15 protein-coding genes are annotated in these 14,892 nt (G+C 70.8%); 7 read left to right on the forward strand and 8 right to left on the reverse strand.

Going from position 1 to position 14,892, the window contains the following annotated elements:
* Positions 1-415: 415 nt before the first annotated feature.
* Positions 416-1,000, forward strand: coding sequence for a suppressor of fused domain protein (locus tag ACQEV2_RS28015; RefSeq protein WP_433047166.1), 585 nt, complete (start codon positions 416-418; stop codon positions 998-1,000).
* A gap of 41 nt (positions 1,001-1,041) precedes the next feature.
* Here ACQEV2_RS28015 and ACQEV2_RS28020 read toward each other — a convergent pair whose 3' ends face one another.
* Positions 1,042-2,250, reverse strand: coding sequence for an MFS transporter (locus tag ACQEV2_RS28020; protein ID WP_433047169.1), 1,209 nt, complete (start codon positions 2,248-2,250; stop codon positions 1,042-1,044).
* A 125-nt stretch (positions 2,251-2,375) separates the two neighbouring features.
* On the opposite strand from ACQEV2_RS28020, the gene ACQEV2_RS28025 reads away from it, so the two are divergent.
* From ACQEV2_RS28025 to ACQEV2_RS28035, 3 genes are all read left to right on the forward strand, one after another.
* On the forward strand, positions 2,376-3,017 hold the full coding sequence (locus tag ACQEV2_RS28025; RefSeq protein ID WP_433047172.1) for a DUF6758 family protein: 642 nt from the start codon (positions 2,376-2,378) through the stop codon (positions 3,015-3,017).
* Positions 3,018-3,208: 191 nt separating this feature from the next.
* Positions 3,209-4,066 carry a PHP domain-containing protein gene (locus tag ACQEV2_RS28030; protein WP_433047175.1) on the forward strand — a complete coding sequence of 286 codons (858 nt, stop codon included), beginning with the start codon at positions 3,209-3,211 and terminating at the stop codon, positions 4,064-4,066.
* A 142-nt stretch (positions 4,067-4,208) separates the two neighbouring features.
* Positions 4,209-4,814, forward strand: a complete 606-nt coding sequence (locus tag ACQEV2_RS28035) for a MarC family protein (protein WP_433047178.1) — start codon at positions 4,209-4,211, stop codon at positions 4,812-4,814.
* Between the two features lie 111 nt (positions 4,815-4,925).
* On the opposite strand, the gene ACQEV2_RS28040 is transcribed toward ACQEV2_RS28035, so the two are convergent.
* On the reverse strand, positions 4,926-5,102 hold the full coding sequence (locus ACQEV2_RS28040) for a hypothetical protein (protein ID WP_433055259.1): 177 nt from the start codon (positions 5,100-5,102) through the stop codon (positions 4,926-4,928).
* A gap of 194 nt (positions 5,103-5,296) precedes the next feature.
* Here ACQEV2_RS28040 and ACQEV2_RS28045 point away from each other — a divergent pair, with 194 nt between their 5' ends.
* Positions 5,297-6,190, forward strand: a complete 894-nt coding sequence (locus ACQEV2_RS28045; protein WP_433047181.1) for an NYN domain-containing protein — start codon at positions 5,297-5,299, stop codon at positions 6,188-6,190.
* Between the two features lie 92 nt (positions 6,191-6,282).
* Here ACQEV2_RS28045 and ACQEV2_RS28050 read toward each other — a convergent pair whose 3' ends face one another.
* Both ACQEV2_RS28050 and ACQEV2_RS28055 read right to left on the reverse strand, forming a co-directional pair.
* Positions 6,283-7,227, reverse strand: a complete 945-nt coding sequence (locus tag ACQEV2_RS28050) for an alpha/beta fold hydrolase (RefSeq protein WP_433047184.1) — start codon at positions 7,225-7,227, stop codon at positions 6,283-6,285.
* A 280-nt stretch (positions 7,228-7,507) separates the two neighbouring features.
* Positions 7,508-10,135 carry a DEAD/DEAH box helicase gene (locus ACQEV2_RS28055; RefSeq protein WP_433047187.1) on the reverse strand — a complete coding sequence of 876 codons (2,628 nt, stop codon included), beginning with the start codon at positions 10,133-10,135 and terminating at the stop codon, positions 7,508-7,510.
* Positions 10,136-10,612: 477 nt separating this feature from the next.
* On the opposite strand from ACQEV2_RS28055, the gene ACQEV2_RS28060 reads away from it, so the two are divergent.
* Positions 10,613-11,377, forward strand: a complete 765-nt coding sequence (locus tag ACQEV2_RS28060; protein WP_433047190.1) for a ferritin-like fold-containing protein — start codon at positions 10,613-10,615, stop codon at positions 11,375-11,377.
* A 201-nt stretch (positions 11,378-11,578) separates the two neighbouring features.
* Here the strand turns inward: ACQEV2_RS28060 and ACQEV2_RS28065 are convergent, their stop codons facing one another.
* The 4 genes from ACQEV2_RS28065 to ACQEV2_RS28080 all read right to left on the reverse strand — a co-directional run bounded on the left by ACQEV2_RS28065 (position 11,579) and on the right by ACQEV2_RS28080 (position 13,546).
* Positions 11,579-11,848, reverse strand: a complete 270-nt coding sequence (locus ACQEV2_RS28065; RefSeq protein WP_433047193.1) for a hypothetical protein — start codon at positions 11,846-11,848, stop codon at positions 11,579-11,581.
* A gap of 196 nt (positions 11,849-12,044) precedes the next feature.
* On the reverse strand, positions 12,045-12,272 hold the full coding sequence (locus ACQEV2_RS28070; protein WP_003998121.1) for a DUF3107 domain-containing protein: 228 nt from the start codon (positions 12,270-12,272) through the stop codon (positions 12,045-12,047).
* 146 nt (positions 12,273-12,418) lie between these two features.
* Positions 12,419-13,060 carry a TetR/AcrR family transcriptional regulator gene (locus tag ACQEV2_RS28075; protein ID WP_234765491.1) on the reverse strand — a complete coding sequence of 214 codons (642 nt, stop codon included), beginning with the start codon at positions 13,058-13,060 and terminating at the stop codon, positions 12,419-12,421.
* Positions 13,061-13,321: 261 nt separating this feature from the next.
* Positions 13,322-13,546 carry a hypothetical protein gene (locus ACQEV2_RS28080; protein ID WP_433047198.1) on the reverse strand — a complete coding sequence of 75 codons (225 nt, stop codon included), beginning with the start codon at positions 13,544-13,546 and terminating at the stop codon, positions 13,322-13,324.
* Between the two features lie 251 nt (positions 13,547-13,797).
* Between ACQEV2_RS28080 and ACQEV2_RS28085 the strand changes: the two genes are divergently transcribed.
* Positions 13,798-14,892 carry an alpha/beta fold hydrolase gene (locus tag ACQEV2_RS28085; protein ID WP_433047201.1) on the forward strand — a complete coding sequence of 365 codons (1,095 nt, stop codon included), beginning with the start codon at positions 13,798-13,800 and terminating at the stop codon, positions 14,890-14,892.

Genomic DNA, 14,892 nt, shown 5'->3' on the forward strand with positions numbered 1-14,892 from the left:
GGCACGTCCACAAAGCGGGGAGCACCGCACCGTCGCGGTGATGGGCTTCGTTGCTGATTCAGATCAGACCGATCAGGCAGAGCGAAACGAAGTGCTCTTCCGTGTGAGGACGCGAGCGTGAAAGGGCGGCGGTCAGCCGGAGCGGAACAGCCGAATCAGCACATCAGCGGCGGGAAGAGCGAGTGGTACTGCACGGTCGACTTCGATCCATAACAGCCCCACCTCCTCCGGCCGGTCCCTCGTGAGGGACGTTCCATACCCCGTTCGGGGTTCCCCGTAGGGGAGTCTCAATCCTGGTGCCGGGACTCGATCGCGACGCTTCTGCATGCTGTCCCGAACACCGGGCAAGAGTATCAGCCGACTGAAGTGTCAAGGCGCTGCTTTGCCCGGTACTGACGAGTTCTATGCTCGCGGCATGGCTGATGTTCTCCCTCTGGTCGAAGCCCGGTTGCGCAGCGCTCTGGGCGAACCGGACGCGCGCGCGGCGGTCACCTTCCTCGGTACGGACCGCATCGAGGTGCTCCGTTTCCAGGAGGGCGACATCGTCCGCTACGCCACGCTCGGCATGTCCGCGCAGCCGATGAGCGACCCCACCGCGGTGCTCGCCGACCCGGTCAAGGGCCCGCGCGCCGAGCTGATCCTCTCCGTCCGTGCCGGCGTCGCCGACACCGACAAGGTGCTCCGCCCGCTCGCCGTACTCGCCGCGTCCCCGCAGGTGGAGGGTGTGATCGTGGCCCCGGGCGCCTCCCTGGACGTGGGGGAACCGCTGTGGCCCGGCGCCCCGTTCACCTCGGTCCTGGTCGCCGAGCCGGGCGGCCTGGTCGAGGACCTGGAGCTCGACGAGCCCGCCGACCCCGTGCACTTCCTGCCCCTGCTGCCGATGACCCCGAACGAGGCCGCCTGGAAGCGCGTGCACGGCGCCCAGGCCCTCCAGGAGCGCTGGCTGACGAACGGGACGGACCTTCGCGACCCCGCCCGCACCTCCGTCCCGCTCGAGTGACCGTGGCGTGAGCAACCTCACCAACCGGTGGCTGAAAAGCGTCAGTTGGCGAACACGGTGACACTGTCCTCGGTCGCGTGCTGCGTCTGAAGTTCCTCGACCTCGTCCGAGAGGGCGTTGCGCCGTACGACGACCACCAGCGCGCCCGCCACGGCGGTGACCGCGGCCACCACGAACGGGACACGGATGCTGCCGGTCCACTCCTCGATCCTCGGCGCGAAGTAGGGCGCGGCCGCCGCCGCGAACCACCGCACGAAGTTGTAGCCCGCGCTCGCCACCGGGCGCGGCGCGTCCGAGACGCCCAGGGCAAGCTCCGTGTAGACGGTGTTGTTCACGCCGATGAAGGCGCCGGACAGGACCGTGCAGACGACGGCGGTGGCGTGGTCGCCGTAGCCGAGGACCAGTACGTCCACGGCGAGCAGCGCCAGCGAGCCGCCGAGCACCTTCAGCGAACCGAACCGCTCCTGCAGACGCGGGGCCACGATCACCGAGAACACGGCGAGCAGCACACCCCAGGCGAAGAACACCGCCCCCGACCGGTACGGGCTCATGTCCAGCACGAACGGCGTGAAGGCCAGCACCGTGAAGAACGTGTAGTTGTAGAAGAACGCCGAGACCGCCGCGGACGCCAGACCGCCGTGGCCGAGGGCCCTGATCGGGTCGAACAGCGACGTCCTGCGGGCCGGCTTCGGCTGCTCCTTCAGGAACGCCGCGATGCACAGGAAGCCGAGGGCCATCAGGAAGGCCGTGCCGAAGAACGGGTAGCGCCAGCTGGCGTCCCCGAGCAGCGCGCCCAGCAGCGGCCCGCAGGCCATGCCGAGGCCGAGGGCGGACTCGTACAGCAGGATCGCCGCCGCACTGCCTCCCGCCGCCGCGCCGACGATGACCGCGAGGGCCGTCGAGACGAAGAGCGCGTTGCCGAGTCCCCAGCCCGCCCGGAAGCCGACCAGTTCGCCGACGGAGCCGGACGTGCCCGCGAACCCGGCGAAGACGACCACGAACGCCAGACCCAGCAGCAGGGTCCTGCGGCCGCCGATGCGGCTGGAGACGAAGCCGGTGACCAGCATGGCCACGGCGGTGATGAGGAAGTACGAGGTGAAGAGCAGGGAGACCTGGCCGGGCGTGGCGTTCAGGCCGCCGGCGATGGACGGCAGGATCGGGTCGACGAGCCCGATGCCCATGAATGCGACGACGGACGCGCCGGCGGTCGCCCACACGGCCTTCGGCTGACGCGGAGAGATAGATGGCATATACACATATTAAGTTAGGCATACTAACGACGCAAAGAGCGTCCGGCCCCCTTCGCGAAACGGGTTCCGCCCGGTCGGGTGATCGTCCTTGACGTGACGCGGAAGGGGTAGGACCGTGGGGCCCTATGAGGGGCGAACCCAGTTGCCCGAAGTGTGGTGGCCGGGTCAGGGCTCCCGGACTCTTCGTCGACACCTGGCAGTGCGATGTGCACGGCACCGTGCATCCGGTGCAGCCTGTGATCCCGCCCAGCGTCGAGGCCCTCAGTGTTGTTGTGCACCGGACGCAGGTGCCGGTGTGGATCCCGTGGCCGCTGCCGATCGGCTGGCTGTTCACGGGCGTCGCCAGCGCGGGCGACGACCGCAGCGGGGGTCGTGCGACGGCCGTTGCCTGCTCCGGGCCCGGGCCGCTCGGCGGCGTGGGCGAGCTGATCCTGGTCGCCGAGGAGCTCGGCGTCGGGCTCGGCGCGCGCTATGCGGGCATCGACGGGCCGGATCCCGGGCCGTACATGAACGTCGAGAAGCCGGCACAGGCCAAGGTCCTCGCCGCCGGGCGGCCGACGCCGCTGTGGCATGTGTCGGGTACGCCCGACGACCGTGCCGTGTTCGCGGGGGAGGCGCTCGGGATGTGGCTGTGGGCGGTCGTGTGGCCGGAGCAGTCGGGGTTGTTGATGTACGACGAGCTGGTGTTGACGGATCTGCGGGATGCGGGGGCCGAGGTGGATCTGGTGCCCTGCGGAGCGTTGTCGCCGCGCTTGCTCGAGCCGTAGCGCCCACCGGGCCGAGGTGTGCTGACGAGGGGCGGGTGCGGGTGGTCGTGGGTTGCTCGCGCAGTTCCCCGCGCCCCTTGAGGGCGTTTCCGTAGGGGGCGCTCAGCGGGTGCGGGTGTGACAGGGGGCGTTGAAAATCCGGTTATCCTTGAGCGTCCCCGTTCGTGTCGCCATCGTCTGGAGTTCGCGTCGTGCGTATCGATCTGCACACCCACTCCTCCGCTTCCGACGGTACGGACACGCCGGCCGAGCTGGTGCTCAATGCCGCCGCGGCCGGGCTCGACGTGGTGGCTCTCACCGATCACGACACCACCCGCGGGTACGCCGAGGCCATTGCCGCGCTGCCGGAGGGGCTCACCCTCGTCACCGGTGCCGAGCTGTCCTGCCGTATCGACGGTGTGAGCATGCACATGCTGGCCTATCTGTTCGACCCCGAGGAGCCGGCGCTGCTCGCGGAGCGGGAGCTGGTGCGGGACGACCGGGTGCCGCGGGCCCAGGGCATGGTCGCGAAGCTCAACGAGCTGGGTGTGCCGGTGACATGGGAGCACGTGCTGCGGATCGCCGGGGACGGCTCGGTCGGGCGGCCGCACGTCGCCTCCGCGTTGGTCGAGCTGGGGGTCGTACCGACCGTGGGTGATGCCTTCACGCAGGACTGGCTGGCCGACGGCGGGCGGGCCTTCGTGGAGAAGCACGAGACCGACCCGTTCGAGGCGATCCGGCTGATCAAGGCCGCGGGCGGGGTCGCCGTCTTCGCGCACCCGGCCGCGAGCAAGCGGGGCCGTACCGTGCCGGAGTCCGCGATCGCCGAGATGGCCGCGGCCGGGCTCGACGGCATCGAGGTCGACCACATGGACCACGACCCCGACACGCGTGCGCGGCTGCGCGGGCTCGCGAAGGAGCTCGGGCTGCTGACCACCGGGTCCAGCGACTACCACGGCAGCCGCAAGACGTGCGTGCTCGGTGAGTACACGACGGATCCCGAGGTGTACGGCGAGATCACGCGGCGGGCGACCGGAGCGTTTCCCGTGCCGGGGGCCGGCGGGGTCTAGGTCGGCCATCTTTACGTCCGTTTCGAGGCACCCGGCGCTGTCGGCCGTGCCCACCCGTTCCGCCCTGCGGAACGTATGCCCACGGCGGTGAGGCACAGCACTGCCCACCGCGCGTTTCACTCACCTGCAAGGCCCATCACCCATGTTCGACCTCGCCGTCTTCGGCTCCCTCTTCCTGACCCTCTTCGTCATCATGGATCCCCCCGGGATCACCCCGATCTTCCTCGCGCTCACCGCCGGCCGGCCCGGCAAGGTGCAGAAGCGGATGGCCTTCCAGGCCGTGTGCGTGGCGGGCGGGGTGATCGCGGTGTTCGGGCTTCTCGGCCACCAGATCCTGAACTACCTGCATGTTTCCGTCCCCGCGCTGATGATCGCGGGCGGGCTGCTGCTCCTGCTGATCGCGCTCGACCTGCTCACCGGCAAGACGGACGAGCCCAAGCAGACCAAGGACGTCAACGTCGCCCTCGTACCGCTGGGCATGCCGTTGCTCGCGGGGCCGGGTGCGATCGTGTCCGTCATCCTCGCCGTGCAGAAGGCCGACTCCGTGGCCACGCAGGCGTCGGTGTGGGCGGCGATCCTCGCCATCCATGTCGTGCTGTGGCTCGTGATGCGGTACTCACTGCTGATCATCCGTGTCATCAAGGACGGCGGCGTGGTCCTGGTGACGCGGCTCGCGGGCATGATGCTGTCGGCGATCGCCGTGCAGCAGATCATCAACGGGGTCACGCAGGTGATCCAGGGCGCCTGAGCCTGACGTAATGCGCGAAGCCCCCGTGCGGCATGGATGCCGTACGGGGGCTTCGAAGCTTCTGCGGTGATCCGCGTCTGTTATGAGCGTGCGTCTGTGATGAGCGTCTTGTTATGAGGCCGAGGTCTCAGCCGGGCGGATCCAGAGCCGCTGACCGATCGAGGCGGCCTGCTGAACGATCCGGTTGACGGAGGCGGCGTCCACGACGGTGCTGTCCACGGGCGTGCCGTCGACCTCGTCGAGTCGCATGATCTCGAAGCGCAATGGCTTCTCCCTTCGTCTGGTCATCCTCCTGAGGAGAACTACTGGGTTCACACTTGGTTACACACGTATGCAACGGTCTGGGTGTTACAAACATTCCCTACGCTAAAGAAATTTTTCGAACGGCTAACTACTGACCGGTAAGCGGCTGGTGAGAGATCGCCGCGGGACCGACCGGGACCGGTTGTGTTCGCAGCGTGACCGCCGGGACAATGGAGGCGATGAACGACGACCTCGCGGCGCTCGCCGCCCGCATCGAACACACCAACGAGCTGCTGCAACGCATGCTCGCCGAGGTGGCGAAGACGCCCTCGACCCATGCGATCTTCGTCGACGCGGGTTATCTGTACGCCGCCGCGGGACGGCTGGTCTCCGGGACGGAAGACCGCCGGGCCTTCGATCTGGACGCGGAGGGCCTGATCGAGGCGCTCATCGACAGGGCACGCACGATCTTCGCGGACAGCAGGCTGCTGCGGGTCTACTGGTACGACGGTGCGCGGCGCCGTATCCACACGGCGGAGCAGCAGTCGATCGCCGAGCTCCCCGATGTGAAGGTGCGTCTGGGGAACCTCAACGCCAACAACCAGCAAAAGGGCGTCGATTCACTGATCCGGACCGACCTGGAGTCCCTGGCCAGACACCGCGCCATCAGCGACGCGGCACTGCTGGGCGGGGACGAGGACCTCGTGTCGGCGGTCGAGGCGGCGCAAGGGTACGGGGCGCGGGTCCACCTGTGGGGCATCGAGGCACCGGAGGGCCGTAACCAGGCCGAGCCGCTGCTCTGGGAGGTCGACAGCCAGCGCACCTTCGACCTCGACTTCTTCAAGCCGTACGTCTCCCGGCGCACCGCCGCCGCGTACGAGGCGGCGGGGGCTCGGCCCACCCGGGAGGACGTCCGGTTCGTCGGCGCGCAGATCGCGGCGAAGTGGCTCGCGGCGCGGGGGCGGGAGTCGCTGGTCGAGCTGCTGCCCGGGCACCCCTACCTCCCCGGGTCGGTGGACCAGGACCTGCTGGTGGAGGCGGAGGGGCTGCTGCAGTACTCGCTGCGCGGGCAGGCCGATCTGCGGCGGGCGCTGCGGGACGGGTTCTGGGAGCACCTGCAGGCGCAGTACTAGCAGCGGGGCTGCTCCGGTGGCGCTGGGCGCGGTTTCGGGGGCCGAGCTGCCCTAGGACCTAGGCCTCCGTGGGGCCCGGGCTGTCCCAGGTCCTAGGCGTCCGTGGGGCGGGGGCCGTCGGAGTCGTCGGTGCCGGTGACGCTGTCCCAGAAGTCCGCGATGGCCTCGGCCGTGAGCAGGGGCTGGTCGGCGTTGGGGGAGTGCTCGGCGCCGGGGATGACCGTGCGGCGGGCGTGCAGCCGTACGGCCATGTCGTCCAGGACCGGGACCGGCCAGGTGTCGTCGGCGGCGCCGGACAGGACGTGGAACGGGAGCGGGACGGCGGCGAGTTCGTCGACGCGGTCCGGTTCCGTGCACAACTGGCGACCGGTGGCGAGGAGTTGGGCGGGCTTCGTGCCGAGCCAGCGGCGGCGCAGCAGGTCCGGGCCGCCGATGCCGCGCGCCGGCCCGCCGACCTCCTCGGGCGGGCCCATGGCGAGGATCGCCTCCCAGGTCTCGGCCATGTTCATCACCGCGAGCGCGTCCCGCAGCAGCTTCACGCGCTGCTGCTGCTGGGAGTCAGAGATCTGGGCGGGGCCCGATGCCATGAGGGTGAGTGACCGGAACGGGGAGTGGTCGAGGAGCACGGCGGCACGGGCGATCTGGCCGCCGAGGGAGTGGCCGAGGAGGTGGAGGGGGGTGTCGGGGGCGACCGGGCCCTCGGGGCCGTCGAGGGTGCGGAGGGCTGCCGCCTGGGCGAGGACGTCCTGGGCCAACTCTGCCTGGGCGTACGGGGCTTCGTCGTGCTCGGGGCCGTCCGACTCGTGCTGGCCGCGTCCGTCCACGGCGATCGTGCGGTAGCCGCGTGCCGCGAGCGGCTCGTGCATGAGCGTGAAGTCCTCCTTGCTGCCGGTGAATCCGGGGAGCAGGAGGGCTACGCCTCGTAGCTTCACGTCGGGGGCGGCCGGGGAGTCGACTACGGCGAAGGTGCCGCGGGGGGTGTGGAGGGGGTAGGCGCGGGCGTTGGGGGGCGGCGTGGCGGCGGGTTGGGTGGTCACGTTGGGGAGGGTAGCGGGTGGGGGCGGGGCGTTGGTGGGCGAGTGGTGGGACGGTGCTGCGGTGGCCGTCGGGGGGTTCGCTCGCCCCCTCCGCCCCCTACCCGTCCCGTCCCTGGGGGCTGCCGCCCCCAGACCCCGCTTCGGCCCTGAACGGGCCTTGTCCTCAAACGCCGGACGGGCTGAGATGCACTGGATGCCGATGACCGGAGCGTGAGAGTAACCCCGGCAACGCCGACGGCCCGGCCCCACGTGATGCGGGACCGGGCCGTCGTGCGGGAGATCAGCTCTCCGCGGGCTCCGCGGCGGCCGTCGCCTTGCGTGTGCGGCGCACCTTGGGCTTCACCTCGGCCGTGCCGTCGGCAGCCTCCACGGTCGCCGTGGCCTTGCGGGTGCGGCGGCGCGGTGCGGGCGCTTCGGCGTCCGTCGGCTCCTGGGTGGCCTGGGCCGGGATGTCCGCGGCCGGGGTGGCGGACGTCGCGGTCTTGCGGGTGCGGCGTGCCTTCGGCTTGGCCTCGGCGGCCTCAGCGGTGTCCACGGCGGCCTCAGCGGTAGCCGCTGCCTTGCGGGTGCGCCGGGGCTTGGCCTCGGCGGCCTCCGGCTCGGCAATGGTCGCGGCAGCCTTGCGCGTACGGCGCGGCTTCGCCTCCGTGCCCTCAGCCGTGTCGACGGCGGCCTCGGCGGTGGCGGTGGTCTTGCGCGTACGGCGCGCCTTGGGCTTGGCCTCGGCGGCCTCGGCCGTGTCCACGGCAGCCTCCGCCGTGGCGGTCGCCTTGCGCGTACGCGGCGTCTTCGGCTTGGCCTCCGCGGCCTCGGCCGTGTCGACGGCAGTCTCGGCGGCGGCGGTCGCCTTGCGCGTGCGGCGTGCCTTGGGCTTGGCCTCGGTGGGCTCCGGCTCCTGGGCCGTCTGGGCCGGGATGTCGGCCGTTTCGACGGACGCCGCGGTCTTGCGGGTGCGGCGCGTCTTCGGCTTGGCCTCGGTGGTGCCCTCGACCGTGTCGACGGCCGTCTCCGCGGCGGTCGCTGCCTTGCGGGTGCGGCGGCGCGGCTTGGACTCCGTTGCCTCGGCGGTCTGCGCTGCCTCCGCGGTCTGCGGAGCCTGCTGTGCGGCCTCGGTGGAGCTCTCCGCCGTGTCGACGGCCCTCTCCGCCGTGGTCGTTGCCTTGCGGGTGCGGCGGCGCGGCGTGGTGGCGGGGGCCTCCTCGGCTTCCGGCATCTGCGGAGCGGCCATGGCAGGCTCGGACGCCTGCACGGCTTCGGATGCCTGCGCGGGCTCGGTGGCGGTCGCAGCCTCGGCCGAAGTCGCCTTCGGCTCCGCCGACTTGCGTGTGCGGCGGCGGCGCGCGGTGGCCGGAGCCTCCTCGGCGGTGTCCAGGGACGGGCCCTCGGCCGTCGTGACCGCTGCCTCCGCGGCGTCCGCGGACGTGGCCGTCACGGCCGGGGCCGCCTCCGGCGATGCCCCGCCGCGGGTGCGGCGACGGCGGCGCGGGGTGCGAGATGCGGTGACGGAGTCCGCCGAAGTGGCCTCGACGGTCTCCTCCGCCGTCGCGGGACCGTTGGCGGGCGTCGGCGTCCCGTCCAGCGGTGACCCGCCGCGCGTCCGGCGGCGGCGACGCGACGTACGCTCCGGGCGCTCGCGGTCGGACGAGGACGAGGACGAGGACGAGCGGGACTCGTCCCGGCCGCCTCGGCCACCGCGACCGCGCCCACCGCGGCCGCCGGTCTCACCGAGGTCCTCCACCTCCTCCGCCGCCAGCCCGGCGCGCGTGCGCTCCGAGCGGGGCAGGACACCCTTGGTGCCCGCGGGGATGTTCAGTTCCTCGAAGAGGTGCGGGGACGTGGAGTACGTCTCCGGCGGGTCGTTGAAGTCCAGCTCCAGCGCCTTGTTGATCAGCTGCCAGCGCGGGATGTCGTCCCAGTCGACCAGCGTGATCGCGATGCCCTTGTTGCCCGCGCGGCCGGTGCGGCCGATGCGGTGCAGGTACGTCTTCTCGTCTTCCGGCGACTGGTAGTTGATGACGTGGGTCACACCCTCGACGTCGATGCCGCGCGCGGCGACGTCGGTGCAGACGAGGACGTCCACCTTGCCGTTGCGGAAGGCGCGCAGCGCCTGCTCACGGGCGCCCTGGCCGAGGTCGCCGTGGACCGCGCCGGACGCGAAACCGCGCTGCTGGAGCTGGTCGGCGAGATCGGCCGCCGTGCGCTTCGTACGGCAGAAGACCATGGCCAGTCCCCGGCCGTCGGCCTGCAGTATGCGCGCGACCATCTCCGGCTTGTCCATGTTGTGCGCCCGGTAGACGTGCTGCGCGATGTTCGCGACCGTCACGCCCTCGTCGTCCGGCGCGGTGGCGCGGATGTGGGTGGGCTGCGACATGTAGCGGCGGGCGAGGCCGATGACCGCGCCCGGCATGGTCGCCGAGAACAGCATGGTCTGGCGCCGGGCCGGCAGCATGTTGATGATCTTCTCGACGTCGGGCAGGAAGCCCAGGTCGAGCATCTCGTCGGCCTCGTCGAGGACGAGCGCCTTGATGTGCTTGAGGTTGAGCTTCTTCTGGCCCGCGAGGTCCAGCAGTCGGCCCGGGGTGCCGACGATCACGTCGACGCCCTTCTTGAGGGCCTCGACCTGCGGCTCGTAGGCCCGGCCGCCGTAGATGGCGAGGACGCGTACGTTGCGCACCTTGCCCGCGGTCAGCAGGTCGTTGGTGACCTGCGTGCACAGCTCGCGCGTGGGGACGACGACGAGCGCCTGCGGGGCGTCGGTGAGGGCCTCGGGCTTGGCGCGGCCGGCCTCCACGTCGGCGGGGACGGTGACGCGCTCGAGGAGCGGAAGGCCGAAGCCCAGCGTCTTGCCGGTACCGGTCTTGGCCTGGCCGATGACGTCCGTGCCGGAGAGGGCGACGGGGAGGGTCATCTCCTGGATGGGGAAGGGAGTGGTGATGCCGACGGCTTCCAGGGCCTCGGCGGTCTCGGGAAGGATTCCGAGCTCTCGAAAAGTCGTAGTCAGGGTGCTGCCTCTTCTGTGTGCGCGGTGCGAGGCGAGCGCGGGGGGTCTTTGACGGACCGTGCCGGGGGACGTCGGCTGCCATACGGTCGGGCCGTAAGGCACGGGACCACTGCCGACGCTCTAGCGCTCGTACCGCTGAGGGTGTCCCCCTCCGGGCTTCGTACGCAGAGTGCCGTACGGCCGTGGAGGGCTGTCGGGTCGGAGCCGATCGGGCCACCGACCGGGCATCCTCATAACGTGCGGCCCGTCGAGATACGTCTGAGTACTCAGCGGGCGCATTACCACCATACCCCGGAAACGCGCACATGCGATGGCCGAATTGGTCACGTAGTCGGCGTCACAGTGATTGACCAGGGACTTCCGTGACGCGGGGAGCGGGCTATTGTGCGCTTCATGACGACGTCTGACAACACCCCTGACGCCTCCGACACCGCAGACTCCTCCGCCGAACACACCGGGGTCGCCGCCCAGGACTGGGCGCGGGCCTCCGCCGATCCGCAGTACCGGGCCGCCGTCGTGGACCTGCTCGGCGCGCTGGCCTACGGGGAGCTGGCGGCGTTCGAGCGGCTGGCGGAGGACGCCAAGCTGGCGCCGACGCTGGCGGACAAGGCGGAGCTGGCCAAGATGGCGTCGGCCGAGTTCCACCACTACGAGAAGCTGCGCGACCGGCTCACCGAGATCGGGGCCGAGCCGACGGAGGCCATGGAGCCGTTCGTCGCCGCGCTGGACGGGTTCCACAAGCAGACGGCGCCGTCCGACTGGCTGGAAGGGCTCGTCAAGGCGTACGTCGGTGACTCGATCGCCAGTGACTTCTACCGGGAGGTCGCGGCGCGGCTCGACTCGGACACGCGGGGGCTGGTGCTGGCCGTGCTCGATGACACCGGGCACGCGTCGTTCGCGGTGGAGAAGGTGCGGGCCGCGATCGATGCCGATCCGCGGGTGGGTGGGCGGCTTGCGCTCTGGGCCCGGCGGTTGATGGGGGAGGCGCTGTCGCAGTCGCAGCGGGTCGTTGCCGATCGGGATGCGCTGTCCACGATGCTCGTGGGTGGGGTCGCGGACGGGTTCGATCTTGCGGAGGTCGGGAAGATGTTCTCGCGGATCACTGAGGCTCATACGAAGCGGATGGCTGCGCTGGGGCTGGCGGCGTAGGGGTTTCGCCCGCGCCGCCCCTACCCGTCCCATCGTTGAAGGGGCTCTGCCCCCTCGACCCCGCCAGGGGGCTGCCGCCCCCTGGACCCCGCTTCGGCCCTTGAGGGGCCTCGTCCTCAAACGCCGGACGGGCTGAAAGACACGGACAGGCGTTTCCTGGGGGCCGGGTGCGTCAGTCGTCCGGCGGCCGGTCCCCGGGGGTCATGCGGTCGCCGAGTGGCGGCGGAGTCTTCCCGCGGGGCGTACCAGCAGGGAGAGTGAGGCGGCGGAGACGACGGCCGCGCCGATGAGGACCACGAAGAGGTTGCCGAAGTCCAGCGCGGTGTGCGTGATGAAGGCGCCGAAGAGGCCGCCGGCGACACCCGTCGGCAGGACGAGGGAGCGGGCGGGCAGGCGGTGCGGCAGGCGGTGCGCGGCAGCCCAGGCCAGGGCCAGGCCGAGGATCGCGGAGCTGAGCGCTTCCAAGAGCATGTTGGGGTCCCTCCCACATGGCCGACCTGCTCGAAACGGTCGTAGCCCGTCATACCCCTGACCTGCGGAATGCAATCCTCCCCTGTGATCGACTTGTGGTTCATTTGTGGAGACGGAACGGGGGGACGGAACGGGGAGGGCCCGGCGACCGTGGTCACCGGGCCCTCCCCGTGAATGCCTGTCTGCCGACGCTTTCCTACAGCGCGCCGAAGCCCACCTTGCGCGGGGCCGGCTCGCCGAGCTCCACGTACGCGAGACGCTCGGCCGGCACCAGGACCTTGCGGCCGTGCTCGTCCACGAGGGTCAGCAGCTGCGACTTCCCGGCCAGTGCCTCGGACACCGCTCGCTCGACCTCCTCGGCACTCTGACCGCTCTCCAGAACGATCTCGCGCGGCGCGTGCTGCACGCCGATCTTGACCTCCACGGCTATGTCCCTCCGACGGTCAGTGAAGTGCGCGACCTTTACGCGCCGTACCCAGCACACATTAGCCCGGTGAGGGGACGTACACCCTCCGCCCAAGAACGCCAGGAGCGAACAGCCGGCGGGAACAAACGTCCCCGGGATCTGTGTCAGTGGTGCTCGGTGCCGTGCAGCGGGAAGCCCGCGATGCCGCGCCACGCCAGGGAGGTCAGCAGCTGCACCGCCTGGTCGCGTGGAACGCTGCGGTCGCTGTGCAGCCAGGAGCGGGCCACCACCTGGGCGAGGCCGCCGAGGCCGGAGGCGAGCAGCATCGACTCCGCGCGCGAGAGGCCCGTGTCCTCGGCGATGACGTCGCAGATCGCCTCGGCGCACTCGTTGGTGACCTTGTCGACGCGCTCGCGCACGGCCGGCTCGTTCGTCAGGTCCGACTCGAAGACCAGGCGGAAGGCGCCGCCGTCGTCCTCGACGTACGCGAAGTACGCGTCCATCGTCGCCCGTACGCGCTGCTTGTTGTCGGTCGTCGACGCAAGCGCGTTCCGCACGGCCTGGATCAGCGACTCGCAGTGCTGGTCCAGCAGGGCGAGGTAGAGGTCGAGCTTGCCCGGGAAGTGCTGGTAGAGCACCGGCTTGCTGACGCCGGCGCGCTCGGCGATGTCGTCCATCGCGGCAGCGTGGTAGCCCTGCGCGACGAAGACCTCCTGGGCGGCGCCCAGAAGCTGGTTCCGTCGGGCACGGCGCGGCAGGCGAGTGCCCCGCGGGCGTGCCGCCTCTGTCTGCTCGATGGCTGTCACGCCGCCTCCCAAAGTCGTCCACATGCGGTGTGCGCCGCGCCGCCATCGTACTTTTCGGTAACCCGGGTGTGCGCGGTGCGAGCGCAGAATTTCACGGACCGGACGGTGGCGAAAGTCGCGCAGAAGGTTTGAAACCGGGACCAAAAGGGCAGCAAGCGGTCTCTTTCCTGCTCAGCGGCGCTCACTTTCGCGCCCGAACGCACCCTGGTTCGCGCTCGTACGCGTTCGTTCGTGCTCACCGGCCCCGGGTGTGCGCCTGCGTCACCGGTAGTCGTCCTCGTCGATGGAGACGACGCGGGCCTGTTCGACCAGATCGGCCTCGTTGGCGCGGTCCGGGTTCACGGCGGTCATCGGATCGTCGCGGTCGGGCCTGACGTCCGCGTGCTGTTCGGCCGCGTCGGCCGTGGGGGCCTCGACGTCGAACTCCTGGGCTTCCTCGGTGTCGTCGTCCGCGAAGGTCTCGGGGTCGGTGGGATCGACGGCCATGGTGGGCTCCCTTCCTAGAACGTCCCCGTGGGGCACGACGTCCCTGGGCGAAGCAGGGGTCCACATGCGGGTGCCCTGCGTACGAGCCTAGGAGACACCGCTTCCGGACGCTATGCGATCCGCGGGGGATCTGTGGGCAATTCGGACGGGCCTCCCTCCATGGGTACACCGGCCGGGCGCCTGCCATGTACGTGTCGAGTTGTGATGGCGAACACATGAACCAGGACGTGATCGTCTCGTAACATTGGCGCATGTCTTCGACCGAGCTCCCGTCCGTGCCGGCCGCCAATGTCCTTCCCAAGGTGGCGGCCGTCCGAGTCGGGGAGGGCGAGCGGCTGCGTTCGGTCGGGCTGCCGGGCATCACGCTGACGGTGCGCTCCAGGCCGCCCGCGCGCAAAGGGCTGCCGCCCGCGCTGTACGTGCACGGACTCGGCGGTTCCTCCCAGAACTGGTCGGCCCTGATGGAGCAGCTCGAGGGCGACGTCGACTGCGAGGCCGTCGACCTGCCGGGTTTCGGCGACTCGCCGCCACCGGACGACGGCGACTACTCGATCACCGCGCACGCACGCGCGGTGATCCGCTATCTCGACGCCTCCGGCCGCGGCCCCGTACACCTCTTCGGCAACTCGCTCGGCGGCGCGGTCACCACGCGCGTCGCCGCGGTGCGCCCCGACCTGGTTCGTACGCTCACCCTCGTGTCGCCCGCGCTGCCGGAGATCCGCGTCCAGCGCAGCGCTGTGCCCACGGCGCTGCTGGCGATGCCGGGTGTCACCACGCTCTTCTCCCGGCTCACCAGGGAGTGGACGGCGGAGCAGCGGGTCCGTGGCGTGCTGCACCTGTGCTACGGCGACCCCGGGATGGTGACGCCGGAAGGATTCCGCAACGCCGTCCAGGAGATGGAGCGGCGGCTGCAACTGCCGTACTTCTGGGACGCGATGACGCGTTCCGCGCGCGGACTGGTCAACGCCTACACGCTGGGCGGCCAGCACGCGCTGTGGCGCCAGGCCGAGCGGGTGCTGGCGCCGACGCTGCTCATCTACGGCGGCCGGGACCAGCTCGTGGGCTACCGCATGTGCAGTAAGGCCGCGCGCAGCTTCCGTGACTCCCGTCTGCTGAGCCTGCCGGAGGCGGGGCACGTGGCGATGATGGAGTACCCGGAGGTGGTCGCCCGGGCGTTCCGTGAACTCCTCGCGGAGGCGGGGGAGCCGGTGGCGGCGGCCGCAGGGTGCCCCGTGGCCGAGGGTGCGACTGCGGCCAAGAGTGCGACCGCGGGCGAGGATGCGACCGTGGCCGAGGGCGCGTCCGCTGTCGAGGACGACGCCGTGACCGAGACCGCGGGGAGCTGA

Origin of the sequence: Streptomyces sp. CA-251387 (assembly GCF_050936625.1) — a bacterium.
In the GTDB taxonomy this organism is placed as follows: Bacteria; Actinomycetota; Actinomycetes; order Streptomycetales; family Streptomycetaceae; genus Streptomyces.